Source organism: Bacteroides sp. OF04-15BH (genome assembly GCF_003477995.1).
Lineage (GTDB): Bacteria > Bacteroidota > Bacteroidia > Bacteroidales > Bacteroidaceae > Paraprevotella.
In genome coordinates this window covers 117472-143542 of sequence record NZ_QUEM01000002.1, presented here as the reverse complement: position 1 = coordinate 143542, position 26071 = coordinate 117472, and the positions used below count along the sequence as shown (strand labels likewise).

At 49.9% G+C, this 26071-nt stretch carries 19 protein-coding genes and 2 tRNA genes; 14 read left to right on the top strand and 7 right to left on the bottom strand.

Translation table 11 applies throughout. The features are described 5' to 3' along the window. The first annotated feature begins 13 nt into the window (after positions 1-13). From DXA74_RS01560 to DXA74_RS01550, 3 genes are read left to right on the top strand one after another with little or no spacing between them, the layout of a single operon-like run. Complete coding sequence (locus DXA74_RS01560) at positions 14-685, top strand: hypothetical protein (RefSeq protein ID WP_118525069.1); 672 nt, start codon at positions 14-16, stop codon at positions 683-685. Then, on the top strand, positions 666-1484 hold the full coding sequence (locus DXA74_RS01555) for a DUF3822 family protein (protein WP_118525068.1): 819 nt from the start codon (positions 666-668) through the stop codon (positions 1482-1484). The genes DXA74_RS01560 and DXA74_RS01555 overlap by 20 nt, the downstream gene beginning before the upstream one ends. A gap of 2 nt (positions 1485-1486) precedes the next feature. Next, positions 1487-2041 (top strand): RsmD family RNA methyltransferase, encoded by a 555-nt coding sequence (locus DXA74_RS01550; RefSeq protein WP_118525067.1) that lies wholly within the window; start codon positions 1487-1489, stop codon positions 2039-2041. Here the strand turns inward: DXA74_RS01550 and cls are convergent. Continuing rightward, positions 2013-3476, bottom strand: a complete 1464-nt coding sequence (cls, locus tag DXA74_RS01545; RefSeq protein WP_118525066.1) for a cardiolipin synthase — start codon at positions 3474-3476, stop codon at positions 2013-2015. The two genes, DXA74_RS01550 and cls, sit on opposite strands and share 29 nt — an antisense overlap. A gap of 125 nt (positions 3477-3601) precedes the next feature. Continuing rightward, on the bottom strand, positions 3602-6598 hold the full coding sequence (locus DXA74_RS01540) for a TonB-dependent receptor domain-containing protein (RefSeq protein WP_118525065.1): 2997 nt from the start codon (positions 6596-6598) through the stop codon (positions 3602-3604). A gap of 177 nt (positions 6599-6775) precedes the next feature. Between DXA74_RS01540 and aroB the strand changes: the two genes are divergently transcribed. Then, positions 6776-7837 carry a 3-dehydroquinate synthase gene (gene aroB / locus DXA74_RS01535; protein ID WP_118525064.1) on the top strand — a complete coding sequence of 354 codons (1062 nt, stop codon included), beginning with the start codon at positions 6776-6778 and terminating at the stop codon, positions 7835-7837. A gap of 86 nt (positions 7838-7923) precedes the next feature. Here the strand turns inward: aroB and DXA74_RS01530 are convergent, their stop codons facing one another. The 3 genes from DXA74_RS01530 to DXA74_RS01520 are packed head-to-tail and all read right to left on the bottom strand — an operon-like array spanning position 7924 to position 13583. Then, positions 7924-9312 (bottom strand): TolC family protein, encoded by a 1389-nt coding sequence (locus tag DXA74_RS01530; RefSeq protein ID WP_118525063.1) that lies wholly within the window; start codon positions 9310-9312, stop codon positions 7924-7926. A gap of 3 nt (positions 9313-9315) precedes the next feature. Further along, entirely contained in the window at positions 9316-12447 is a 3132-nt protein-coding gene (locus DXA74_RS01525; RefSeq protein WP_118525062.1) for an efflux RND transporter permease subunit, read from the bottom strand. Between the two features lie 2 nt (positions 12448-12449). Next, the gene (locus tag DXA74_RS01520; protein WP_118525061.1) at positions 12450-13583 is read right to left on the bottom strand and encodes an efflux RND transporter periplasmic adaptor subunit; all 1134 of its coding nucleotides are present in this window, start codon (positions 13581-13583) and stop codon (positions 12450-12452) included. 191 nt (positions 13584-13774) lie between these two features. Here DXA74_RS01520 and DXA74_RS01515 point away from each other — a divergent pair, with 191 nt between their 5' ends. From DXA74_RS01515 to DXA74_RS01500, 4 genes are all read left to right on the top strand, one after another. Further along, positions 13775-14785: a sensor histidine kinase gene (locus tag DXA74_RS01515; protein ID WP_118525060.1), complete on the top strand. Its 1011-nt coding sequence runs from the start codon at positions 13775-13777 to the stop codon at positions 14783-14785. Next, the gene (locus tag DXA74_RS01510) at positions 14782-15489 is read left to right on the top strand and encodes a LytTR family DNA-binding domain-containing protein (protein ID WP_118525059.1); all 708 of its coding nucleotides are present in this window, start codon (positions 14782-14784) and stop codon (positions 15487-15489) included. Before DXA74_RS01515 ends, DXA74_RS01510 begins: the two co-directional genes overlap by 4 nt. 82 nt (positions 15490-15571) lie before the next feature. Continuing rightward, a tRNA-Gly gene (locus tag DXA74_RS01505) sits at positions 15572-15643 on the top strand. Positions 15644-15715: 72 nt separating this feature from the next. Continuing rightward, the gene (locus DXA74_RS01500; RefSeq protein ID WP_118525058.1) at positions 15716-16501 is read left to right on the top strand and encodes a glycoside hydrolase family 16 protein; all 786 of its coding nucleotides are present in this window, start codon (positions 15716-15718) and stop codon (positions 16499-16501) included. Positions 16502-16669: 168 nt separating this feature from the next. On the opposite strand, the gene DXA74_RS01495 is transcribed toward DXA74_RS01500, so the two are convergent. Continuing rightward, positions 16670-17596: an AraC family transcriptional regulator gene (locus tag DXA74_RS01495; RefSeq protein ID WP_118525057.1), complete on the bottom strand. Its 927-nt coding sequence runs from the start codon at positions 17594-17596 to the stop codon at positions 16670-16672. A gap of 156 nt (positions 17597-17752) precedes the next feature. Between DXA74_RS01495 and DXA74_RS01490 the strand changes: the two genes are divergently transcribed. From DXA74_RS01490 to DXA74_RS01480, 3 genes are read left to right on the top strand one after another with little or no spacing between them, the layout of a single operon-like run. Beyond that, on the top strand, positions 17753-18832 hold the full coding sequence (locus tag DXA74_RS01490) for an efflux RND transporter periplasmic adaptor subunit (protein WP_118525056.1): 1080 nt from the start codon (positions 17753-17755) through the stop codon (positions 18830-18832). A 26-nt stretch (positions 18833-18858) separates the two neighbouring features. Then, a complete protein-coding gene (locus DXA74_RS01485) occupies positions 18859-21978 on the top strand; it encodes an efflux RND transporter permease subunit (protein WP_233550407.1) in 3120 nt (1039 codons plus the stop codon). 11 nt (positions 21979-21989) lie between these two features. Continuing rightward, the gene (locus tag DXA74_RS01480) at positions 21990-23309 is read left to right on the top strand and encodes a TolC family protein (RefSeq protein ID WP_118525132.1); all 1320 of its coding nucleotides are present in this window, start codon (positions 21990-21992) and stop codon (positions 23307-23309) included. Positions 23310-23377: 68 nt separating this feature from the next. Here DXA74_RS01480 and DXA74_RS01475 read toward each other — a convergent pair. Then, a tRNA-Pro gene (locus tag DXA74_RS01475) sits at positions 23378-23452 on the bottom strand. A 96-nt stretch (positions 23453-23548) separates the two neighbouring features. Between DXA74_RS01475 and DXA74_RS01470 the strand changes: the two genes are divergently transcribed. Genes DXA74_RS01470 through DXA74_RS01460 form a run of 3 tightly spaced genes read left to right on the top strand, consistent with a single transcriptional unit; the run spans position 23549 to position 26039 of the window. Beyond that, a complete protein-coding gene (locus DXA74_RS01470; RefSeq protein ID WP_118525131.1) occupies positions 23549-24802 on the top strand; it encodes a 3-phosphoshikimate 1-carboxyvinyltransferase in 1254 nt (417 codons plus the stop codon). Continuing rightward, positions 24793-25218 (top strand): phospholipase, encoded by a 426-nt coding sequence (locus DXA74_RS01465; RefSeq protein ID WP_118525055.1) that lies wholly within the window; start codon positions 24793-24795, stop codon positions 25216-25218. The genes DXA74_RS01470 and DXA74_RS01465 overlap by 10 nt, the downstream gene beginning before the upstream one ends. Further along, positions 25218-26039, top strand: coding sequence for a metal ABC transporter permease (locus DXA74_RS01460; protein WP_118525054.1), 822 nt, complete (start codon positions 25218-25220; stop codon positions 26037-26039). Before DXA74_RS01465 ends, DXA74_RS01460 begins: the two co-directional genes overlap by 1 nt. Positions 26040-26071 lie beyond the last annotated feature (32 nt).

The window sequence follows — 26071 nt, the reverse complement described above, 5'->3', positions numbered from 1 at the left end:
AGTATAAATAATCATGAAAAAAGTAATTAATCTTGTTTTAGGTCTCTGTGCCCTTGCACTGCTTTACCTCTGCTACAGCAGTATTATGGAGCCTATAAACTTCAACAAAGAAAAAGAAATGCGTGAAGCTGCTGTAAAAGAACGTCTTATCCAGATCAGAGATGTTGAAGAGCAGTACCGTTTGCAAAAAGGCGAATTCTGTGACAGTTTCCCTGAACTGATTGCCTTTATCAAGGACGGTAGAGTGCCTTTCATCAACAAGGTGGGCGAACTTACCGACGAGCAGATGGAAAAGGGTCTGACTGAAGCAAAAGCTGCCGCTATCGTAAACAGCGGAGACGCTGCTGCCATCGCAGCCAACGGTTTGCAGAACTTCCGTCGTGACACAGTCTGGACCGCACTGGCCGACACTCTCTTCGGAAAAGGCTTCGTAGCAGATTCTATCCAATACATTCCTTACAGCAACGGTAAGAAATTCGAATTGGAAAAGAGCGTTGTTACCAACAAGTCAGGTACAGTACAGAACGTAATGGAATGCCGCGCTACTTATGATGATTATCTGCAGGGCCTGAGCGCTCGTGAAGTAGCCAACCTGAAAGACTTTGCCGACAAGACAGAGCGCTATCCGGGTTTGAAGATTGGTGACCTCTACACAGCAAACAACAATGCAGGAAACTGGGAATAAATCAAACAATCCATATAGCCTATCCATCCGTTTTCACACGGATGGATTTTCTTTTTTTATCTGTAACCCCCAATCGGACAAGAACTTTCTGAGAAAAGATTTTGCGGTCACAGAAAAGGATTCCCTGCCTTCTGCCCTATCGCAGGCACTCGAGGAATATGCCCCGCTGCAGGAACGGAAATACACCATCGTATCGGCTCTGTTCCACGGTCCGGTGAGCCGGGTGCCTTTGGAACTGTTCCATAAAGAACGGCGACAGGCTCTCTTCGAACTCGTATGCCCGCTGCCGCCGGAACACAATATCCATTACAATATCCTGCCTCACCTGGAAGTGGCCGACTTGTTTGCCATCCCGCAAGCCCTGGAACAGATTCTGCTGAGGCATTTCCCCACCATACATTTCTACGCGCGTAACTCCATGATTCTGGAGCGTTCGGTAGCACGCACGGCATTGGAGCAGCCGGCTGCACTGCATGTTTATCTCAACGGCAAAAGTCTGTTCCTGTTCCGCTATCGGGACAAGAAGCTTGAATTTGCCAACGAATATGCCGTATCGGCCGCACAGGATGCCCTGTACTACATTCTGAATGTGTGGAAAATGCTGGGCATGAACGCCCAGACTGATACCTGCGTGGTGATACAGCCGGAAAACGGACCGCAACAAACGGTGGAGGAACTGGCACACTATCTGCGGAACATTCAGGTAGCAGACATGAAGGCCTGGTTCGGACAAGCTCCCCTGGCCTCAATCAAGAACATACCATTTGACATCTTATCATTACTACTAAACGGTTTCTAGCAATGAGAATCATAACAGGAATATACAAAGGACGCCATTTTGACGTGCCGAGAAACTTTAAGGCACGCCCCACGACTGATTTTGCCAAAGAGAATCTGTTTAATGTGCTGAACGGATACTTGGATTTTGAAGAAACAAACCGGGCACTGGACCTGTTTTCCGGCACCGGAAGCATCACTTATGAACTGCTGTCAAGAGGATGCCAGCACGTGACTTCAATCGAAAAGGACCCGATGCACTATAAATTTATCCTGAAGGTTCTGAAAGACCTGAAAGCGGAAAACTGCCAGCCTTGCTGCCTGGATGTGTTCCGATATCTGAATCTCTGCAAGGAATCGTTCGACTTCATCTTTGCCGATCCTCCCTATGCCCTGAAGGAACTGGACAAGCTGCCGGATCTTGTCTTTGAGAAAAAGCTGCTTGCACCCGACGGACTGTTTGTGCTGGAACACGGAAAAGACAAGAATTTCAGCGACCATCCTTGCTTTGTGGAACACCGCACTTATGGCAGTGTAAACTTCTCTTTCTTTAAAGCAAAGGAGACAACAAACGAATAAACGACTCACCCAGATGCCGCCACTTGGACCGCTCTTCCCAGGAATGCAGGTTCAACAGGCGGCATTTGATTTGGTCCTCCAAAAAGATCCGCTTCATCACCAACGCCATCTTGCGGTCGAAAATAAAGGCGTTTACCTCAAAATTATGCTCCAGACTGCGGAAATCCATATTTGTAGAACCGCACGAACTCAACGAGTCATCACTCACCCAGGTTTTAGCATGCAGGAAGGTATCCTGATACAGATACACACGCACTCCGGCCTTCATCACATCCATCAGATAAGAACGTGAAGCCCAGGTGAGCAACTTCGTATCTGCCCGTTCGGGAATCATCAGACGCACATCCACGCCCGACAGGGATGCGGTCTGCATGGCATAAAGCAAACGGTCGGTGGGCATAAAGTAAGGACTCTGGATGAAACAGTATTTCTTGGCCCGGAGCAGAGCCAGCACCATTCCCTGCATGATGTCCTGCCAGGTATTCATGGGCATGGAAGTAACAATCTGCACCAAAGCAGACTTGCCCGATCTCATCATCGCATCGCCCACATAACCTGTAAACTGAAATTCAGAGGGGTAATAGCAGGCATCGGTGATCAGTTCTTCCTGAGCAACATACCAGTCGGCCAGAAACGCACGTTGCAGTCCGCACACGGCACTGCCTTCTATCCGCAAATGACTGTCCCGCCAGGCCAGTCTGTTTCCCTGATTATAAAAGTAGCGGTCTGCCAGATTCATACCGCCCACATAACCTATCCCGCCGTCAATCACAACGATTTTGCGATGATTCCGAAAGTTCACCTTACTGGTAAATTTCGGGAAACGCACCGGCATGAAGACCGCCACCTCAATGCCCTTGGACTTCATGCGCTCAAAAAATGCATTACGCACCTTCCAACAGCCCACATCATCATAGACCACACGTACCTTGACACCCTCGGCCACCTTTCGGGCCAGTTCATCCAAAACAAGGTTTCCCACACGGTCGTCTTCCCAGATATAGAACTCCAGATGAATGTGATGCCGTGCCCTGCGGATATCTTCAATCAGAGCCGACAACAGGTCCTGCCCGCGCACATACAGATTCAGCTGATTCTCGGGATAAGGGAAAGCCATGCTCTGCCGGCGGAACAGATTGATGAGCTGACGGTGCTCCTCGGGAATATCGGGCACCTGCATCCGGAAATAACGATAGGCTGAGCGGCGGGCCAGCTGTATGGCACAGGTCCTGCTGATCAGTACATTCTTCTTATGGTTGCGCCCGAAAAAGAAATAAATGATCAGGCCCAGAACAGGCAAAGAAGACACAACCAGAATCCATGCAATCGTTTTGACCGGTTGCCGATTGTCCAGTACAATCACCAAAACGGTGCTGCATACAATCAGTAAATAGATGACCGTAAAAGTTACATATAGAAATGTTGCCAGCTCCATAAACTTGTGTTTTACCTAGGAAAAGGCAAACTTACAAAAAAAGCCCCACTAAAGAAAAATAATCCCCAAAAAATCCGGCCCGATTCTGAACAGGATTTTTTGGGGATTATCATCGGTTATCAAAACTATCTAGGACCACCGAAACCTAATGGTGCCGGACCTCTGTGTCCGCCAGGACCTCCACCGGGGCCCATAGGCATTCCGGCACGTCCTTCCTTACCTCCCATCAGGTTCAGACGGTAAATGAAGTGAACCATCACATAGCTGTTGATGGCGTTGGTCCAGGAATCCCGGCGCTCCAAAGCCGACAGCGTACGGCTGATGTTGCTTCTCTGGCGCAGGATATCATACCACTGCACACTCACGGTTGCGGCATTTCCTTTCAGGAAGCTCTGTGACAGCTGAGCGTTCCAGATCAGTTCGTTGGTATTCATGGAAGCATCGTTGTAACCACGACGACTCTCTTCGGTCAGGTCTGTAGACAGACTCATGTTCCAAGGCATGTTGATAATGGCGCTTGCTCCATAAGAGAAGGTGTAGGTATCCAAATTGGCGTTCTCCTGAATATCATTGCGGGCATGCTGGTAGTTGATGTTTCCGTTTACTCCCAGATCCAACAGGTCATTTCTGAAATTCAGATTCAGGCGTTCACCCAGATTCCATGAGCGGGTAATGCTCTTTTGCGTCTGCTTCAGGATTTCATCGGCAGTGATTGTGGCATACACGTCCTTAAAGTCGGCATTTGAACTGACGTAACCCACCTCATTGTTATAACGTACATTGGTAAAGGTGCTGATGTTGAAGTATTTCTTCTCACCCAAAGCGGTGTTGAACATCACCATACCGCTGGTATTCCAGTTACCGTTGATATTCATCGGCATGGACAGCGTCTTACCGGTAGCCTCATCATACAACATCGCTGTGCTGATGCTGTTGTTTACCATCTGTGCATTCATGTGGAACACCCATCCGCGCTGCAAATCCGGAATGTAGTTGTTGTAGAACATAAAGAAGGTATTTGTCCATGATGGCTTCAAGCCCGGATTACCACGTGAGATAGACAGCGGATTGGAATCGTCCACCACATCCAGCAAATTGGTCATGGAAGGCTGTCCGGCACGACCAGAATAACGGAAGCGCACCATACTGGTCTTGGAAATCTTATATCTCAAGTCCACACGGGGTGCCCAGTTGAAAACCTGTCGTACGACACTGGTATCCATATCACCCTTCTGGTAATCCATATAAGTCTTCTGAGGCTGGAAGGAAACTCCGGCATTCAACTTAAATTCACCCAGACGATAGCGGAACATCGCATTAGCCTCCTGATTGTACTCTGTGTAAGTAGCATACTGACTGTTGCGATAGTTTTTGCACAGCTCCAGAAAATCTTCGCCGGGAACAAATGTCAACGGGAATCCGTCGGCCTGATACTTCAGGAACTGCTCAAACTGCTCATCGCCATCGGCAGCCTTTGCCAGCAGAGAGTCCAGAGAATACATGGTGCGGTCTGAATCCGAATAACGGTACTGGAACTTATAGCTGAACTGCAAGTTGGCTCCTGTAAAGATCGGCTCGCTGTAACTCAGGTCAGCACTGTAGTTATAGGACTTGGAAGGATTCAGATTATATTGATGATTATAATCTTCGCGGGCATCCTGCAAATAGTAATTGGTTCTGGACTTGCTGAAAGATGTGCTCTCAGAATCGGAATAACCACCGTTCAATCTCAAGGTGATATTTCTGCCGGTGCTGTTCAAACGACGGTTGATCATCAACATTCCGTCGAACGATCTGCTGTCCGAATTGGAACTTCCTTCATTCTTGTTCTGGTTCACCACCGCAGAATCAGCAAAGAGCTTGCTCAAATCATCCTTCAGCGGGTTGGTAACATACGCATAAGGATCCTGATTGAAGGTCAAAGACAGGCTGTTGCTGTTGCTGTAATTCTTGGAATAAGAGAAGTTCGGACGGAACATGATTCGGGTCATGGTATCCGGACTCCACTGCAAACGGAGATTGGCGTTGATATTGGTTGCTCCGCTTAAAGAGCGGTCCTCGCTGTTTCCAAAAGAACTGGAACTGCCAGAAGACAGGAATCTTTCAGAGTTTACCGTTGACCAGTTGTCCGTATTTCTAAAAGAATAGCGCACATTACCGTTGATCTCAAAGGCACCGGCTTCGCGGTCTTTCTTTCCATTTTCCCAGGCAAAGTTCAAACCCACCATCTTACTGGTGACCTGACCACTGTTACCTCCACCAAAACCGCGGAATCCGCCACCCGGGAATCCCTGATCATTGGTGTTGTTGATAGAACCAATCAAAGACATCTGCAGGCGGTCCGTGAAACGGTTGACCATCACCTTACCGGTATAACGGTTCTCTGTACCATATCCCAAATCCGTATTGGTCATCCATCCCTGATTCATTCCCTTCTTGATGGAAAGGTCGAGCACCGTTTCCTCCTCACCGTCGTCAATACCGGTCATCTTGGAGTAATCGCTCTGCTTGTCGTAAGCTTTGATCTTATCAATGATGTTGGTAGGCAGGTTCTTCATGGCCATCTTGGTGTCATTGTCGAAGAACTCTTTTCCGTCCACCATGATCTTCTTCACTTCTTTTCCGTTAATCTTGATGGTACCGTCCTCCTCGACTTCCGCACCGGGCAGTTTCTTCACCAGCTCTTCCAGGGCAGAACCCTCGGGCACTCGGTATGCCGAGCTGTTATAGACAAAGGTGTCTTCCTTCATTTCCACCTTCGACAGGCGGGCGGTTACCTCTGCTCCTTTCAGCAAAACCGAATTCACTCTCAAAGTGATCTGGCCCAAAGCAACTTTAGGTGTTTGTGTTGTCAGTGTCAAATTCTTGTAGACAGTCCGGTATCCCATAAAGGATACACGCAAGATGTACGAACCGCTTTTGGCCGACAGCCTAAATTTACCATTCATGTCTGTATTCACACCCGTAGCCAACGTGCTGTCGGCTTTCAATAATGCCACCGAAGCCGAAGCCATCGGTTCGTTCAGTTCTCCATCCATAATGGTTCCGCTCACAGCAATCTTTTGTGCGGACACCTGAAAAGCAATCCATGCCAGAAGGAGAAACATACCCAGTTTCTTCATAATTTTGTCGCTATTTTTAATTCTATTCTTTGCCCGTTATGACATGGCAAAACGCACAAAGTTTAAAACAGAATGTGTCATTTAACAAAAAAAAACGAACGAACTAAAATAAAATGTTCCGCTTCCCTAGCAATATTGTTTATCTTTGCTATCCGAAACAAGTTTGAATCATTCGTTATGAAAAAGCAAGATGTTATCATTTCCAGGAACCTGGAGCAAAGCCTCGAGGAGGCCATTGCCCGGTGTCCACACGACCGTCTGTTCATCCTGACAGACGAAACCACACAAACACAATGCTGGCCCGTCATCAGCAACTTCACCTGCCTTCAGGAGGCTCAACATATCACCATCCGTCCAACAGACGATCATAAGGATCTGGAAAGTCTGGCTCATGTATGGAGCGAGCTGGGCCGGTTGGGCGGAACGCGCCATTCTCTGCTGATCAACCTCGGTGGCGGTATGGTTACCGACCTGGGCGGTTTTGCCGCTTCGACATTCAAGCGGGGCATTGCCTACATCAATATCCCGACAACACTGCTCGCTATGGTCGATGCTTCGGTGGGGGGAAAGACCGGCATCAACTTCAACGGTCTGAAAAATGAAGTCGGCGTGTTCAATCCGGCATCAACTGTCATTCTGGACACCGAGTTTCTGAAAACCCTCGACCGCGCGAATCTCTGCTCCGGCTATGCCGAAATGCTCAAACATGGCCTGATCAGCAACGAAGAGAACTGGAACGAACTGCTTCGGTTTGACTTGGACAACGTGGATTACAAGAAACTGCAAGACATGGTGGCCACCAGCGTAGCCATCAAGGAGCGTGTTGTGGAAGAGGATCCGTTTGAACAGGGCATCCGCAAGGCCCTGAATCTGGGACACACCGCCGGCCATGCTCTGGAGAGTCTGGCCATGAAAGAAGAACGCACCGTGCTGCACGGTTATGCCGTGGCCTGGGGACTGGTTTGCGAACTGTATCTGAGCACACTCAAGGCCGGTTTCCCGAAAGAGAAGATGCGTCAGGCCATTTATTATATCAAGGAGTACTACGGTACATTCCCTTTTACGTGCAAGGAATATGATCAGATATATGAGCTGATGACCCACGACAAAAAGAATACTTCGGGCCATATCAATTTCACCCTGCTGGGAGAAGTCGGAGATATCCGGATCAACCAGACGGCCGAAAAAGAAGACATCTTCCAGATGCTCGATTTCTATCGTGAAGTAATGGGATGCTAACCCACAAAAATAATATGCCAGATCTGTCACAGACCCGGCATATTTCATTAAAAACCAATAAAAGTACTAATTTATGAATAAGAAAATTAGCTCAATCCACCACCCAAGGCATGATATAAAGTAATCACTCCCTGAATTTCATCATATTTATCTTCTGCCCCCGTCAGCTCGGCCTGCAACAGATTCTGTTGTGCAATCAGCACCTCCAGATAGTTCACTTGCCCGTGTTTCATCAGCAGACGGGTGTTCCACACGGCAGCCCTCAACAGTGAAATCTGCTCGCGATCCACATCAATCCGTTCGCGAGCCGTCTGCCATTGCATCAACGCATCGTTCACTTCGATACCGGCATCCAGCAGACTTTGCCGAAAGAGCAGCAGCGCTTCTTCCTGTTGTGCCTGCGCTATTTTCAGATTCGCCCGGTTCTGCCCTTTCTGGAACAAAGGCTGTACCAAAGAACCCAACGCATTCAGCAACCAGCTTCCGGGATTGGTAATAGCAAGCCCCGAACCGTTGGTCCAGCCCAGACTGCCGCTCAACGTCAGTTGGGGATAGAAATCTGCCCGCACCGCATTGGTGGCATAATAAGCCTGCATCAGACTATATTCCGCTTCGCGCACATCGGGCCGGTTGGCCAAGGTTTTCAACGGAATACCCAACGACAATTTCTCCGGAAAATTCTGTTCATCCAGTTTTCCCCGCTCTATGGTCTGGGGCGTAATTCCCAGCAATCCGCAAAGAGCATGCTCCTGTTCGGCAATCTGCCTTTTCAGAGTCTTCATATTTCCTTCCACGCTCAACTGATTGGCCTTTGCCTGAAGAACAGCCGCTTCATTCGTTTTTCCGGCAGTCTTCAGGGCCGCCAGCGTACGTACATTCTCCTTCATGGTAATCAGCGTGTACTGGCTGATACGCAGCTGTTCATCCAACATCAGCAGCGTGTAATACGCATTGGCAATTCCGGAGATGACCTGAATCTGTACCGCCTGCCGGTAAGCATCACTTTGCAATAAGGCCGCCTGCGCTCCCCGCTTCTCATTAGTCAGTCTGCCAAACAGGTCCACTTCCCACGCTGCCGAAGGACCTATGGAATAGCCTTTGGCGGCTGCAGCACTTCCTTTCTTACTTACACTACCCTCTACACTCAAATCCAATGAAGGAAGAAACGCCTGTCGTGAAGCCTGCAATGCCGCCTCGGCCTGTTTCGTACGCAGATGCGCCACATTCAGATCCGCATTGTTTTTCAGTCCGGTTTCAATCCATTGCTGCAACTGAGGGTCGGTGAAAAAACTTTTCCACGATTGGGCGGCCACAGACACCGAATCGGCATATAAAGAGTCACAAGGCAACGGACGGTAAAGCGAATCGGCAAAACTGATATCCGGCCGGCTATATGGCGTATACAGTCCGCAACTGCTCACCAGAGTCATCGCACCCGCGGCGCATACTATTGATAAAATATTCTTTTTCTTCATAGGTCATTTCTTTACTCGTTTCGGCATCACTCTTTCTTCGATATACTGGAAAATGACAAACAGCACCGGCACAATAAACAGCAGTGCCACTGTACCGACCAGCATCCCCCCCACGGTTCCCACTCCGATGGAGATGTTTCCGTTGGCTCCTACTCCGGTTGCAAACATCATAGGCAGCATACCGAAGATCATGGTCAGCGAAGTCATCAAGATCGGACGCAGACGGGCTTTGGCGGCAGATATGGCCGAAGCTACAATCGTCATGCCGTGCTTGCGGCGCTCCGAAGCATACTCCGTCAGCAAAATCGCGGTTTTGGCCAGCAATCCGATCAGCATCAGCAAACCGATCTGCAGGTAGATATTGTTCTCCAGTCCAAACATGCGGGCAAAAAGGAAGCTACCGGCCAGACCAAACGGCACGGAAAGCATCACGACCACCGGTATGAGCAAACTCTCATAAAGCGCACACAGAATCAGATAGATGAATACGATGCAGATCACGAAGATAACCACGGTAGAAGTTCCCGTTGAGGCTTCCTCACGCGACATACCGCCGAACTCGAATCCGTAGCCCACCGGCAATACTTCGGCTGCCACTTCCCGGATGGCTTCGATGGCCTGACCGGAACTGTATCCTGCGGCCGGTGTTCCATTTACCTGTATGGCCGGGAACAGATTGAAACGGGAAAGTGACTGGGCTCCATACACACGTGTCAGAGTGAGATACTGACTGATCGGTGTCATCTCGTCTTTATCATTACGCACGAACATATTGTTCAGTGATTCCGTATCGAGTCGGAACTCCGGAGAAGCCTGAATCATCACACGATAGAGTTTCGAAAAACGGTTCATGTTTGACGCATAGTTTCCGCCCACATATCCCGAAAGCACACTCAATACATCATTAGGTGACACACCGTTCTTCTTGCATCGGGCCGCATCCACTTCAACCAGGAACTGCGGATATTTGGTATCGAAGGAAGTCTGCGCACGTGAAATCTCCGGGCGTTCGTTCAGTCGGGCAATCAGTTCGTTGGTCAGCTTTTGCAGATCCTCAACCGTACCACCCTTCTGATCCTGCACGTAGAGTTCGAAACCGTCACTCGCTCCATATCCCGGAATCATACCACGCGAGAAGACCATGATCTTGACCGAGGTAATATCTTCTGTGCGACGGTAGATTTCTTCGGTCACCGAACTGATGTCGTCTCCCTTACCGGTTCTCTCTTCCCACGGCTTGAGTTTGATGACAAACATACCGCTGGTTGAACCCTGTCCACTCAACATTCCGGCACCGGTGGTCTTGGAATAGATCTCAATTTGCGGAATATCTTTGATGCGACGGTCTATTTCATCCATCACCTTGCGGGTTTCGTCCAGATTGGTTCCCGGAGGTGTCTGCACATCAATATTCAAACTACCCTGGTCTTCCTTAGGTACCAGACCGGTCTTTGTAGTCTGCATCAGATAATACAGTCCGCCTACAGCTGCCACCAGCAAAACGCCCACCAGCCATTTGCGACGAAAGAAGAAGAACACACCGCGCGTATAACGCTTCACCAACCGATGGAACGCCGCCTCGAAGGCAAAGTGAAAACGGGAAGAGAAACTCATCTTCTTTCCCTGTTCGCCACCCTCTCCGTGAGGGGTCATAATCAGCGCGCACAGCGCCGGGCTCAGGGTCATGGCATTCAAAAGCGAGATACCTACCGCCACAGCCATCGTCAGTCCGAACTGCGTATAGAAGGTTCCCGTCGTACCGCCCATGAAGCTAACCGGAATAAACACCGCCATAAAGACGATGGTTGTTGTCAGCAAAGCGCTGGCAATACCGTCCATGGCATCAATTGTCGCCTCGTAGGGCGACTGGTATCCTTCATCGAATTTGGCCTGCACCGCCTCGACCACCACGATGGCATCATCCACTACAGTTCCGATAACCAACACAAGGGCAAACAGCGTAATCAGGTTCAAGCTGAAGCCGGCAATCTGCAAAAAGGCAAAAGTTCCGACCAGGGATACAATGATAGACAAGGTAGGAATCAACGTAGAGCGCATGCTCTGCAAGAAGATATACACGATGAGCACCACCAGAATAATGGCCTCAATCAATGTCTTGACCACATTTTGAATGGAAGCGTCCAGGAAGTCCTTGGTACTCATCAGGTCTACGATTTCAATACCTTCGGGCAGGTCTTTTGAAATTTCGGCCACCACCCGGTCCACTTCCTCAATAATTTCATTGGCATTGGAACCGGAAGTCTGCGAAATCATACAGGTCACACCCGGCTGTCCGTTCACCGAACCGATGTAGTCATAGCTCTTGGAACCCAGTTCCACCGTAGCCACATCCTTGAGGCGCAGTACCGTACCGTCTCCCAGAGCACGGATGACCAGGTTCTCATAGTCTACCGGATTTTCATAACGTCCGCGATATTTCAATACATAGCGGAACGTATTTCCCGATTCCGCACCCAGCGTACCTGTAGGCGACTCCAGATTCTGCTCGTCCAGCACGGCAGCCACATCCGACGGCATCAGGTTATATTGCGCCATCTTGCCTGGGTCCATCCAGATACGCAACGAATAGTCCGAACCTTTGGTATCGATTTCTCCCACACCGGCAATACGCAACAATCGCGGTTCGATATTGATTTTGGAATAATTGGCCAGGAACTTGTCATCAAACCGTCCGTCGGGAGAATAAATGGCCAGCGTCTTGATCTTACTGGTCTGACGCTTGCTCACCGTCACACCCGACTTGGTCACTTCGGCCGGCAACAGTCCCTGTGCCGAAGCGATACGGTTTTGCACGTTCACCATGGCCATATCACCGTCGGTTCCCTGCCGGAAGTAAATCTGAATGTTGGCCGATCCGGTATTGGTAGCCGTAGACACCATATACATCATGTTCTCCACACCGTTGATGGCCTCCTCCAGCGGTACGATGACACTCTTCTGCACTGTTTCGGCATTGGCACCGGTATAGCTGGCCGAAACACTCACCGTAGGCGGAGCGATTTCCGGAAACTGTTCCACCGGAAGCTGCGACAGACTGATGATACCCACAATGACAATAGCCACGGAGATCACACAGGCAAAAATCGGTCGCTCTATAAATGTTCTGATCTTCATATCTATTTCTTGTTTTCGTCCTTCGTTTCTGTCTTCTCTCCCTGACGGGCACGCACTACAGTACCCTCACGCACCAATCCGGCGCCTTCGGAGATAATGCTGTCGCCCACATTCAATCCCGATTCTACAATATACTCACTTCCGTTGTTCTGGTCGCGCACGGTAATTTCCTGCGAAGTGGCCACTCCGTTCACCACCTTGTAAACCAAAATGCGGTCCTGCAGTTCAAACGTAGCCGCCTGTGGTATCACAATGCAATCTTCCACGAACGAAGGAATCACCACCGTACCGCTACCGCCCTCGCGCAACAGGCGGTCGGGGTTCGGGAATACGGCACGCAGACTCACTGCTCCGGTCGTATTGCCTATCGTTCCGCTCACCGCGTCAATGCGGCCCTTGTGCGCATAAATGTTTCCGTTGCTCATCTGCAGCTCCACTTCCGGCATCTGGCGGATGGCTCCCTGCAGCGAGCCGTATTTCTGGATAAGGTTCTGCACCTGGCGTTCGGCCATAGAGAAATAAACATACACCTCGCTGTCATCCGAAACAGTGACCAGCGGCTCGTCAATCGTGCTGCTTACCAGCGATCCCACACGATAAGGAATCATGCTGGCCACTCCGTTCACCGGCGAACGCACCTCGGTAAACGACAGATTGTTGCGTGCGCTCACCTCTTCGGCCTTGGCCAAAGCCAACTGCGCCTGTGCCGCTTTCAGCTCGTTCTGCGCGGTAGTAATATCAAACTCCGAAACCACATTATGCTGATGCAGTTCCTTGTTACTCTCCAAAACGAGCTTAGCGGTCGACAAGTTCGCCTCCGCCGTCTGCACATTAGCCACCGCAATCTCGTGAGCAGCCTTATAAGCCGTCTGATCAATGACAAACAGCAACTCCCCTTTCTTCACGGCGTCGCCTTCATTAATCAGAATCCGGGTGATCATACCGCCTACCTGCGGTCGCACCTCCACCGTCTGGCGCCCTTTGATCGTCGCCGCATAACCCGTTTTGAGTGTTCTGTCGCTCTTTTGTGTTACCATTACCGGATAAGTTCCTTCCTTGCCTGCCGCCTTCTTCTCCTGGTTACAGGATGCCAACAGCAATCCCGCAGTGAGGAACAATGCAAATTCTTTCTTCATCGCGTATCAATTATATCGTTTTTCGTATTTGAGATTGATTCTACGCTGCAAAAAAAAGAAAAAACGGAACACAGCTCCAGCATCTGTTCATACACGACCGTTTTGTGTTGATAAACGACAAACACCCCGCTTGAAGGTGTCATGGAAAAAGTCTACCTTTGCCCTTGTAAACAAACCTAACGAACAGAAGCATGGACCGAAAAAGCATCACCCGTTATATCGACCTTATCTTTTGTGTGATTTTCCTCCCCCTGGTCATCACACTCATTCCTGTGGACCGCTGGCTCATCAAATACACCTGGTTTGCCATTTCGCTGATAGTGTTTCTCTATCTGCTCTACTTTATTTACCGCCGGATCAAGGTGCCGCGCATGTTCATGCAAGGGCAATACGGCCGCCTCACCCTCTGGCTGGTGATCATTATCAGCTGTACGCTTCTGATTTCCCATTTCCCTTTTCCGGACAATATGGGACAGGAATTTACCCCTCGCGAAATGATGCGACTGAAGCATCTTCGGTGGCAAACGGTGTGGCTGCTCTTTCTGGTGGTGAGCGGGTTCAGCCTGACCATAGAGCTTACCTTTGAACTTTTTGACCAGATCATTTTCCGAAAAGATCTGGAAGCCGAAAAGAACCGGGCCGAACTGTCATTATATAAAGCACAGATCAACCCGCATTTTCTGTTCAACTCCCTGAATACCCTCTACGGCCTCATCGTCAGCAAATCCGACCAGACGGAACAGGTTTTCGTGAAATTCACCAGTCTGTTGCAATATATGTATTCGCACACCACGAACGATCTGATTGATGCCACTCAGGAAATCGAATACATCAACCATTATCTTGACTTGCAGAGCATGCGCTACAATCATCACACGCGCATAGACTGGGACTATTCTCTCGACGACGAAACCACTCAGATTCCTCCCATGATTCTGATCACGTTTGTGGAGAATGCCTGCAAATACGGCTCTTCGCCCAGCAAGGACTGCACCATCCGCATCCGGCTGAATATCCGCAGTGGCGTGCTGGACTTCCGCACCGAGAATGCCGTGATGAAGAAAAAAGACCCGCAGAAGAAAGGCATCGGCATTGAAAACTGCCGCCGGCGCCTGTCCCTGCTCTACCCGGAGCGTTTTCTGCTCTCCACGCACGAAGAAAACGGAATGTTCAAAACTCATCTAATCATCCAACTGTCATGAACGAAATTATCTGCATCGCTATCGATGACGAGCCCATGGCCCTTTCGGTCATCCAACAGTTCTGCCAGCGTTCGGGCGGCATCCGCCTGCACTGTTTCAGCGATCCGCATCTGGGCCTACAAGCCATTGAGGACCTTCATCCGCAACTGGTGTTTCTGGACATTGAGATGGACGAAATCAACGGTCTGGACATTGCGCGACGGCTGCCCAAAGGCTGCTGCCTCATCTTCACCACCGCCTATATGGAATATGCGCTCGACGGCTTTGAACTCGATGCCGTGGACTTCCTGCACAAGCCCTTTGCCTACGAACGTTTTGAAAAGGCCGTACAGAAAGCCCTCCGCCGCCTGTCCTTTTTCCAAAGAGAAGAACAGCCCTCCGGTTGTCTGGTGGTGAAACAGGAGTACAACAACATCTCCATTCCGCTGACCGAAATCCTTTATGTGGAAGCCATGGAAAACTATTCCAAGATATTCCGCACCGAGAAGCATTATGTGCTCACCCGCATGAATCTGAAAAGCATTCAGAGTCTGCTGCCGGAATCGGGCTTTCTGCGCATTCACCGTTCGTATCTGATTGCCACCGACAAGGTGGTGCGCTTCACCCGGCGTGAGGTGACTCTCTGTCAGGAAACCACCCTCCCTGTAGGACGGCAATATGCCCAAAGCGTGTTCTCCGAACTGCAGAAAAGCCAAAAACACTAGGAATATTTTCTTTCTCCACGCCCCATTTTTTCGGAGAAAAAGGATCTTTTTATAAAAGAATTCGCTACATTTGCAAAGCAATGCGGTAGTAACTCAGTGGTAGAGCGTTGGCTTCCCAAGCCAAAAGTCGCGGGTTCGAATCCCGTCTACCGCTCATCGGAAAATGCAACCTGTTGTCCTTCTTCAGGTTGCATTTCGCATTTCTGAAAACTTAAACTTACTGACCATGAAACTGCTTAAAACCATCACAACTTTAGCCCTCTGCTTCCTTGCATACAGTCCGCTAAACGCGCAACAACCCGACTACAAACTCGTATGGAAAGAGAATTTCCGCGGACGGAGCATCAACGAAAAATATTGGAGCAAGATTCCGAGAGGAGGCTCCGACTGGAACCGTCACATGTCGGCACACCCCAGTCTGTATGAAGTGAAACAAGGCACCGCCCGCCTTTACGGCAGGGTAAACGAGGGCATTGCCCCCGAAGACACGGCACGCTATATCACCGGAGGCATCTTTACCAAAGGCAAAAAGACACTCACTTACGGCAAGGTGGAAATCAAAGCCCGCCTGCAAGGGGCACGAGGAGCATGGCCGGCCATCTGGATGTTGCCGGAAAACGGCAAATGGCCCGACGGCGGAGAAATTGACATCATGGAGCGGTTGAATCACGACAGCATCGCCTATCAGACCGTACATTCCTATTATACCTTCGTACTGAAGGAGAAAAAGAATCCGCGTCCGGGAGGCATCGGCCGGATTGATCCGGATGGTTATAACATATATGCTGTGGAGATTCTGCCGGACAGCATCGTGTTCTCCATCAACGGCCGCCATACGCTCACCTATCCGCGCATTGAAACGGACAAAAAGGGGCAATATCCTTTCGGCACTCCTTACTATCTGCTCATCGACATGCAGATTGAAGGCAGCTGGGTGGGCAAGGCCAATCCGGCAGAATACCCCGTACGCATGGAGGTGGACTGGGTGAAATTCTATGAGCTGAAGGAGTAAGAAAAAACAGCCTGTCCAAAGCGTTCCCCAAAAACAACGGAACCACATAAAAAAATCATCCCGACCAAATTTTCAAAACATTTCGATGTTTTTGGAAAATGATCGGGATGATTTTTATTACACAACCACGCCTCTGCGTTCTGCATGAAAAAGAAAACATGAAAAACACTATCTGATGTTCTTCTGATAGGCTTTAGGTGTACATCCGACTTTTTTCTTGAAATATCTCCCGAAAAAAGACGGATTCGGAAAATGTAACATTTCACTGATTTGCTGTATCGTATAACAATGACTTTTGATGAGGGCCTTAGCCTCAAGAATGACATACTCGGAAATCCATTCCCCGGCCAACCGCCCACTCGCTTTCTGCACGGTCTGTGAAAGATATTTCGGTGTGATGCAAAGACGATCGGCATAATAAGCTACACTGCGTTCCTTCTGATAATTCCGCTGCACTTCACGAATAAACTGCATGTATATTTCATGCTGCCGATTATTTTGGATATACGCCGGAACCTGTTGCAATGTCTCTAATAACTTATGCAGAATGGTATACATCAAAGCCCGGACATATCCTTGAAGAATTTCTTTTCGAAACGGATTATCGTTTTCAATGATCTTCTTTTTCATCAACTCATAAACCATACGTATTTCTTTCAGGCTTTCACCCGAGAGATGTTTTACTGGATTTTCATAAAGCATCTGCTGCATCTTCATGGCCACCTCCAGATGATCGTTCATATGGAAAAGCTCATTACTGAAAGCGATCACGGCCACTTGCAAATCCGGACTGGAATGCAGGAATTCGCCGATAGCCCCCTTCTGTACCGTTATCAGATCATTGGAATAAGCCCAAAGCTCCTCCAGATTTATACGATAATGCATAGAACCGGAGAAAACAATGATAACTACCGTAAACGACAGCTTTACCGGATATTGGGTAAAAAACAGAGATTCATCGTCAGATGTACTCGCAAAATTAAAGTTATCTATAAGTATCAGTTCATTGTTCAAATGCACCGCCTCTTTCAAAACAGAAAGATTTATCAGATTCAGATGCTGAAATGCAGATGTTGTTTTCTTGGAATGGTTCATACTTTTCTGAATTTATCCTTTAGAACAAAAATAGGCCTTTTTTCTGAATATTCTAAAAACAATCCATCCTTTTGGACAGTTTATACACCTATTGGGAAATGCTTTATCTGAAGAGATTCAGCAAATTTGCAGATGTAAAAAATTAAAGTTTCAGTTATGAAGATAAGAAAAGACTTTATTCCGTGCGCGGCACTAATTGCATTCACACTACTAACCGCCTGTAAAAAAACGGAACAACCCGAAACACAACGACGCAGCGTGCTGCTTACCCAACCGACACACGCAGAAAAGACCACCGTAAAGACATATTCCGGACGGGTATACGAAGCCCAAACCATAAACCTGGGCTTTAAAGTGGCCGGACAAATCAGTAAGATCTATGTTCAGGAAGGCGACTTCGTACGCCAGGGACAATTGGTTGCCCAACTGGACGATAAGGATTATCGTCTGGGAGTTGAGGCATTGCAAATCCAATATGACCAGGTCAAGGACGAAGTGAACAGAAGCAGAATCTTATTCGAGCAGCATAGTCTTTCTGCCAATGATTATGAAAAGGCCGAAGCCGGGCTACGGCAATTAAAAGTACAGTTGCAAAGCAAGCGGAACCAGATAGCCTATACCCGCTTATATGCGCCGACGGACGGATATGTACAGTCGGTAAATTTCTCACCGGCCGAAATGGTCGATGCGGGAACGGCCGTACTGTCGCTGATGAATACTTCGCAAATGGAAGTGGTCACGGATATTCCCGCAGAAACTTATCTCATGCGTGATCAAGTGACAGAATATTCCTGCCATCTGGACGGAACAGAGCAGAGTCACGAATGGCCGATGAGATTACTAAGCCTTTTGCCTCAGGCCGACGGCAACCAACTGTACCGGTTGCGTCTGGCTTTCGACCGTAAACCCGAGCAGACCATTACCGCGGGGATGAATATTGAAGTACGTCTTCGCATTGCAGCGTCCTCCGATCAGGAAAACAGACTGACCCTACCGTTAAGCGCCATATTCCGTAATGGAAAGCAAATTTGTGTTTGGGTGTTGCGACCAGACTCAACCGTAGAGCAACGACCAATAACCGTCGCTGACGAAATACGGGGCGACCGGGTTATCGTAACCGAAGGACTGAAAGGCAACGAACAGATTGTGCGTGCCGGTGTACACACACTGCAACCGGGTGAAAAAGTAAAAGTATTGGAAAAACCGAGCGAAACAAATGTTGGAGGACTGCTATAATGAACATGAAGGTAACCGAATATTTCATGAAACGACCCATGTTGTTCTGGTCGTTCATGACGGCCATTCTCATTGCCGGAATACTGTCATTTCTACAGATGCCCAAATTGGAAGATCCGGCAGTATCGGCCAAACAGGCTATGGTCGTGGTGTCGTATCCTGGAGCCAGTGCGCACGAAATAGAACAGAAGGTAGCGTTGATGATGGAAGATGAGCTCCGTGCCCTGCCAAATGTAAACAAGGTAAAAACAGAATGTCAGAACAGCATGGCCCTGTTTACCGTAGAATTTCAGATGACAGTGCTGAACAAGGACCTGGAACAGCACTTCGACCTGCTAAGACGCAAGGTCAGCGATGCTTCCATCCGGCTGCCACAAGGATGCTCCGATCCTATAGTCATCGATGATATGATGGACGTATACGGTATCTTCTATGCGTTTACAGCCGACGGATACAGCTATCCGGAAATGTATCGGTACGCCAAATATCTGCGCCGGGAACTGCAACAGGTAAAAGGGGTGAAACGAATCAATATAGCCGGAAACCGCGACGAGGTAATTAACATCACACTGTCCAAAGAACAGATATCCCGTAACGGCTTGCTTCCGACTCAAATCATGGCCGTACTCCAGTCGGTAGGCTCGACAGTAAATGCGGGAAAATACAATCAAGGAACGGAACGCATTGCCTTATACGTGGATGATGCCGTGAAGAACGAAGAAGATATACGCAATCTGTTGGTGCAGACTTCCGGCGGAAAGACTGTGCGACTGGGAGATATTGCCCGGGTAGAACGCGGTTTCTCGGAACCGCAACGCAACGGTTTCTTCGTAGAAGGCAAACCGACCCTGGCCATTTGCATCGCTCTGGAATCATCGGCCATTGTACCCGATGTCGGCAAGGCAGTAGACGCCCGACTGGCAGAAGCCATGAAAAACGTACCGGCCGGAATGCAGACCGAAAAGATCTTTTTCCAACCCGACAAAGTGGACGACGCGATTTCATCCTTTATGTGGAATCTTCTGGAATCGGTGCTGATTGTCGTGCTGGTACTGATTTTCACAATGGGATTCCGCAGCGGACTGATTATCGGCTTCGGGCTGATACTTACGGTAGCCGTATCTTTCCCCATCCTGCTGATGTGTGGCACCACCTTGCAACGCATATCCTTAGGAGCCTTCATTGTGGCCATGGGTATGCTGGTTGACAATGCTGTAGTAATTATGGACGGCATTCTGATTGACAAGAAAAGAGGCATGAGTCCGAAAACCTACTTCTATCGCATTGGAAAGAACACGGCCTGGCCTCTGCTGGGCGCCACCATCATTGCCGCCTCAACCTTCCTGTGTGTCTACCTGTCGCCCGATTCGGCCGGAGAATACTCCGGCGACCTGTTTCTGGTGCTCTGCGTAAGCCTGTTGGCCAGCTGGGCGCTGGCTCTGGTTCAGGTGCCCGTTTGTGCCCGGGCATGGCTGCCTGTACGTGAAAAGAAAGCCATAACGGAACAGACATCGGTCATGAACTCTCCGATGCACGCCTTTATCCGCCGAAGCATTTCCTTCCTGATCGGACATAAACGGAGTACTATCATCGTGGCTTTCGCCGTTCTGCTGCTATGCTTCTTCGGAATGACCCGTGTCAAGAATCTCTTCTTCTCTGACTTTGATTACAAGCAATATGTGGTTGAATGCTTTTTCCCGGCAGATACCAATGCCGACGAAGTGCGCGACCGCCTGCTGGAAATGAGTGCCAAACTGTCTGAACGGTCCGATGTGGAACGGGTATCAGTGAGTCAGGGAAGCGCACCGGCGCATTACTGCCTGGTACGTCCGATGACCAACGGCGGCGACTGCTATGGAGAACTGATTGTAGACTGCAAGGACTATGACACGGTACTCAAACAGATTCCCGAAGTGCGCCGCATGCTTCGGGAGCAATATCCCGACGCCTATATCCGTCTGCGTAAATACAATTTCTCCATCGCCACCTCGCATACCGTAGAGGTGGAGTTTTCCGGCCCGGATCCGGCAGTATTACGACAGCTGAGCCGGCAGGCCGAGGACATCATGCGACGCTGCCCTTACGTAGACCGCTACTCGGTACAGAACAACTGGAAACCTTCGGGAAAGGCACTCGTGGCACAGTATGTACCCGAAGACGCGTTGCGCGCCGGAGTGGGACGCGGTGATGTGGCCAATGCCCTGATGGCAGCCACGGACGGCATGACGGTCGGAGTTCTTCAGGAACAGGACAGACCCGTACTGATCAATCTGCAGATGCGCAACGCGGACGGAAGCCGTATCCGGAATCTGAACGATATCCCGGTGTGGAGCACAATGAATATGCACCTGCCGGAAGACAAACTGACATCAGCTCTGGCCGGTGGAGGAAATCTGGAAGAAATCCAGGACGGTATGTTTCGGGCCATACCGCTGAGCCAGGTATCGCCCGGCATCAAGTTGCAATGGGATGAAGATGTCGTACTGCGTCTCAACGGACAACGGGTAATCGAGGCAGAATGCGACCCGAACCCCGATATGGACGAAGCTACCCCGGCAAAGGTCGTATCGGAAATTCAGAAAGACATAGAGGCCATTCATCTGCCCGACGGTTATCACATGCGCTGGGTAGGCGAAGGAGAAGTACAGGGTGAAGCTATCGGCAACCTGATGAAATTCGTGCCCATCACCATCTTTTTGATTCTGGCCATTCTATTGCTATTGTTCAACAGCTGGCGCAAGGTGATCCTGATTCTGATCTGCTTCCCGTTCGTGTTCTGCGGCATTGTGCCTTCATTGCTGGCAACAGGACAGCCCATGACCTTCATGGCTATTATCGGTATGATGGGACTTATCGGCATGATGGTTAAAAACGCCATTGTGCTGGTTGACGAAATCGGACGCTTGCAGAAAGAAGAGAATTTATCACCCTATAAAGCCGTGATAGAAGCTACGGTGTCACGCGTACGCCCGGTACTCATGGCATCACTGACCACCATTGTGGGTATGATTCCCCTACTTTCCGACCCGATGTACAGTTCCATGTCCATCACCATTATGGGAGGACTGGCAGTCGGCACGCTCATAACCCTTATTTTGCTTCCCATATTCTATACGGTACTTTTCCGCATTCAAAAAACTGAATAAGAACAATGATTATGAACAGCATATATCTAAAAAAAACAGCACTGCTACTCACGGCAGTGCTGACCTTCTGTCCCTGTTTGCAGGCACAGGAAATCCTCTCTCTGTCGCTGGACGATTGCCGGAAACAGGCTTTGCAGCAAAGTGAAACCCTGCAACAGGCCGGCAACAAACTGCAGCAGGCAGAATTAGACCAAAAGATCGCTGCTGCAGCTTATCTTCCGAAACTGGATGGCTCGGCTACCGGTACCTATATATTTCCGGATATGGACATGATGGGCATGAAACTGCAGATGCGCGGCATGTATATGGCCGGCATCAGCCTGACCCAGCCTCTGTATGCCGGAGGCAAGATACGAACCGGACAACGGTTGGCGCGGATTGGCGAACAGGCTGCCCGGGAACAGGTTCGTTTGACACAAGCTGAAGTTATTCTTGAAGCGGAAAACGCGTATTGGACACTCATTGCCGTTAAAAGCAAGGTTCGTATGTTAGAAGCATATCATGCGCAGATGGATTCTTTATATCGCCAGGTGGAAACTTCGGTTCAGGCAGGATTTGCCACCGATGATGCCCTGCTGCGCATCGAATCGGAACGGAGCGAAATCAGTTATCAACTGCAGAAAGCACGGGGAGGAGCCAATCTGTGCCGCCTGTCCTTATGCCGCCTGCTCGGTCTGAACCCGGATATACAGATAGAACCAGCCGATACCGCCATTCACATTTCAGCTCCCGAAAAACTGCATGCCGACATCAGTAACCGTCCGGAGCTGCATCTGCTACAACAACAGGCAAAGGCCGCCCACGAACAAATACAGATGAAACGCGCAGACATGCTTCCTACCGTGGGCCTGGTTGCCGGTTACACTTATTACGGAAATATCAAGATGAAAGGAAGTGTCGCCACGGCCAATGGGGTAATGCCCTACACGGAAGAATTTCGTGACGGTCTGGGAGCTCTGATGCTCTCGGTTCAAGTGCCGCTTTTTGAATGGGGCGCCAAACTGAAGAAAGTGAAAAAAGCACAATTAGAGGCTGAACATGCCAATCTGGAAATGCAGAAAAACAAACGTCTGCTGGAACTGGAAGTGCAACAGACCCTGCAAAACCTGAACGACGGTTACCGGTTAGTCCAAACCGCGGAACTGGCCCTGAAACGAGCAAAAGAGAATCTTCGTGTAACCGAAAACCGTTATTCAGTTTCAATGGCCATACTGACAGATTTACTGGATGCCGAATCACAAAAACAACAGGCAGAGAGCAATCTGATCGAGGCCAAAACACAATATAAAATCTATGAGGCTGACTATAAACGGGCTATCGGCGCTCTGTAAGCTACAATAAAAAGAATAGAACTAAAACAGGCAGTGTCTAAGCTTAGACACTGCCTGTTTTAGTTCTGTCGGGATGACTGGATTCGAACCAGCGACCACTCGCCCCCCAGACGAGTACTCTAACCGGACTGAGCTACATCCCGTTTTGCGAGTGCAAAAATATATATTCTGTTTGAATTATGCAAATAAATTCCTACTTTTGTATGCGTAAACAGATCGTTATATTCGAAGTATCAATCATGCAATATCAGATAACAGCACCACAAACACTTACCGGCACCATAACCCTGCCGGCCAGCAAAAGCATCAGTAACCGGGCGCTCATCATCAGCGCTTTAGGACACAATAACCAGACACCGCAGAATATCTCAGTATGCGACGATACGGACGTCATGGTACGGGCTCTGAAAGAGATGCCGCAAACCATTGATATCGGTGCCGCAGGCACAGCCATGCGCTTCCTCACGGCCTACCTGGCCGTTACCCCGGGACAGCATATCATTACGGGTACCGAGCGCATGAAGCACCGCCCTATCGGCATTCTGGTAGATGCCTTGCGCACTTTGGGCGCAAAAATCAGCTATGTGGAGCAGGAAGGTTTTCCACCGCTCGACATTCAGGGAGCACCGTTTGAGGGTGGCAGCATCGCACTGCCGGGCAACGTGAGTTCACAGTATATCTCGGCCCTGCTGATGATCGGTCCCACCATGCAGCGTGGCTTACAGCTTCACTTGCAGGGCGACATCATTTCCCGCCCGTATATCGATCTGACATTGAAAATGATGCGTGACTTCGGTGCCGACGCCCGCTGGACGGGAGCGCAGGAAATCACCGTAGCACCGCAGCCGTACCGCTCTACGGACTATCTCATTGAGAACGACTGGAGCGCCGCTTCCTACTGGTATCAGATGGTGGCACTGAGCCGCGACCCACAGGCAGAAATCCTGCTGCCGGGCCTGTTTGCCGACAGCGCGCAGGGCGACTCGCATGTGGCCGAACTGTTCCGCACCTTGGGAGTGGGCACAGAATTCCGCACGTTGGCCGACGGCAGCACAGCCGTGCGTCTCTTCAAACAAGGAGAGCCGGCAACACGCATGGAGCACAACTTCATCAATCAGCCGGATTTGGCACAGACGTTCGTAGTGACTTGTTCCCTGCTGGGCATCCCGTTCCACTTCAAGGGCTTGCAGAGTCTGAAGATCAAGGAAACGGACCGTATTACGGCACTGATCCACGAGATGGGCAAATTGGGCTTTGTCATCAGGCAGGCACACGACTCGGAGATGTTCTGGAACGGCGAACGTTGCCCGAAGGACGAGCAGAGCGGCATTGACACGTACGAGGACCACCGCATGGCGATGGCCTTTGCCCCGGCAGCTCTGGTCCTGCCGGAAGTGCGGATCAACAATCCACACGTAGTGAGCAAATCTTATCCCCAGTATTGGAACACCCTGCAACAGGCAGGTTTTAAAATAACAGAAGCATGTTTATAGTTTATTGTTTGATTGCCCTGGCGGCCCTGACCGTTATCGCTTTGATAGCCGGTTTCTTCCACAATCTTTATCTGCGCCGCAAAGTGGAGCGCGGAGAACTGGACAAGATGCCCGAAGTGAAGCAGGTGGATCAGGAGTGCTGCGGACAGCATGAGGTGTGTGAGAAGGAAAGTCTGCTGGCAGCTGTCAGCAAACAGATTGAATATTACAACGATGAGGAGCTGGACCGCTTCCGCGGACGCGAAGGCGACCAGTATGAAGAAACGGAGGTGGAGGAATTCCGCGAAGTGCTCTACACAATGAAGGACGACGAAGTGGCCGGATGGGTACGCAGCCTTCAGTTGCGCGGTGTGGAGCTGCCGGACGTGCTCAAGGACGAAGTGTTCCTCATCGTGGGCGAAAGACGCATGTCATAATGGAAATACTGCAATATACATTTTTTCAGAATGCCCTGCTGGGCAGTCTGCTGGCCAGTATTCTGTGTGGCATGATCGGCACGTACATCGTTACCCGCCGCCTGGTGTTTATCAGCGGCGGCATCACGCACGCTTCGTTTGGCGGTGTGGGCCTGGGGGTTTATTTCGGTTTTCCGCCCCTGCTGGCTGCGGCTGTCTTTGCCGTACTGTCGGCATTCGGCGTGCAGTGGTTCCGCAAGCAGCGCGACATGCGTGAAGATTCGGCCATCGCCATATTCTGGACCTTGGGTATGAGCGTCGGCATCATTTGCAGTTTCCTGTCTCCGGGATTCATGCCCGACCTCTCGTCATTTCTCTTCGGCAATATCCTGACGATCACCACGGCCGACCTGTGGGCGCTGGGAGTGCTCACCGTCATCGTGGCCGTTTTCTTCGCCCTGTTTCTGCGAAGCATCGTAGCCATCTCTTTCGACAGCGAGTTCGCCCGTTCGCGTCATCTGCCGGTCACGCTCTTTGAATACACCCTCATGGCACTCATCGCCCTGACCATCGTGGCCACACTGCGCATGGTGGGCATCGTGCTGGTGATGTCGCTGCTGACCATTCCGCCTACCACGGCCAATATTTTCACGCACAGCTACCGCAACATCATTTTATTGTCTATGTTCATCGGCAGCCTGAGCTGTCTGGGAGGACTGTTCCTCTCCTACCAGTATAACATACCGTCGGGAGCGTCGATCATCTTCGTATCCATCCTGATTTATATGGTCTGCAAGGCCGCATCGGCATTAATTCTCCGGAAAAAGGCAATAAATCCCTGATTTTTGGGTTTTCATTAAAAAGCAATATCAAT

Bases quoted from the DNA above. Each gene is read 5' to 3' on its own strand.
- DXA74_RS01560 (WP_118525069.1), top strand. From the start codon at position 14: ATGAAAAAAGTAATTAATCTTGTTTTAGGTCTCTGTGCCCTTGCACTG.
- DXA74_RS01555 (WP_118525068.1), top strand. From the start codon at position 666: ATGCAGGAAACTGGGAATAAATCAAACAATCCATATAGCCTATCCATC.
- DXA74_RS01550 (WP_118525067.1), top strand. From the start codon at position 1,487: ATGAGAATCATAACAGGAATATACAAAGGACGCCATTTTGACGTGCCG.
- cls (WP_118525066.1), bottom strand. From the start codon at position 3,476: ATGGAGCTGGCAACATTTCTATATGTAACTTTTACGGTCATCTATTTA.
- DXA74_RS01540 (WP_118525065.1), bottom strand. From the start codon at position 6,598: ATGAAGAAACTGGGTATGTTTCTCCTTCTGGCATGGATTGCTTTTCAG.
- aroB (WP_118525064.1), top strand. From the start codon at position 6,776: ATGAAAAAGCAAGATGTTATCATTTCCAGGAACCTGGAGCAAAGCCTC.
- DXA74_RS01530 (WP_118525063.1), bottom strand. From the start codon at position 9,312: ATGAAGAAAAAGAATATTTTATCAATAGTATGCGCCGCGGGTGCGATG.
- DXA74_RS01525 (WP_118525062.1), bottom strand. From the start codon at position 12,447: ATGAAGATCAGAACATTTATAGAGCGACCGATTTTTGCCTGTGTGATC.
- DXA74_RS01520 (WP_118525061.1), bottom strand. From the start codon at position 13,583: ATGAAGAAAGAATTTGCATTGTTCCTCACTGCGGGATTGCTGTTGGCA.
- DXA74_RS01515 (WP_118525060.1), top strand. From the start codon at position 13,775: ATGGACCGAAAAAGCATCACCCGTTATATCGACCTTATCTTTTGTGTG.
- DXA74_RS01510 (WP_118525059.1), top strand. From the start codon at position 14,782: ATGAACGAAATTATCTGCATCGCTATCGATGACGAGCCCATGGCCCTT.
- DXA74_RS01500 (WP_118525058.1), top strand. From the start codon at position 15,716: ATGAAACTGCTTAAAACCATCACAACTTTAGCCCTCTGCTTCCTTGCA.
- DXA74_RS01495 (WP_118525057.1), bottom strand. From the start codon at position 17,596: ATGAACCATTCCAAGAAAACAACATCTGCATTTCAGCATCTGAATCTG.
- DXA74_RS01490 (WP_118525056.1), top strand. From the start codon at position 17,753: ATGAAGATAAGAAAAGACTTTATTCCGTGCGCGGCACTAATTGCATTC.
- DXA74_RS01485 (WP_233550407.1), top strand. From the start codon at position 18,859: ATGAAACGACCCATGTTGTTCTGGTCGTTCATGACGGCCATTCTCATT.
- DXA74_RS01480 (WP_118525132.1), top strand. From the start codon at position 21,990: ATGAACAGCATATATCTAAAAAAAACAGCACTGCTACTCACGGCAGTG.
- DXA74_RS01470 (WP_118525131.1), top strand. From the start codon at position 23,549: ATGCAATATCAGATAACAGCACCACAAACACTTACCGGCACCATAACC.
- DXA74_RS01465 (WP_118525055.1), top strand. From the start codon at position 24,793: ATGTTTATAGTTTATTGTTTGATTGCCCTGGCGGCCCTGACCGTTATC.
- DXA74_RS01460 (WP_118525054.1), top strand. From the start codon at position 25,218: ATGGAAATACTGCAATATACATTTTTTCAGAATGCCCTGCTGGGCAGT.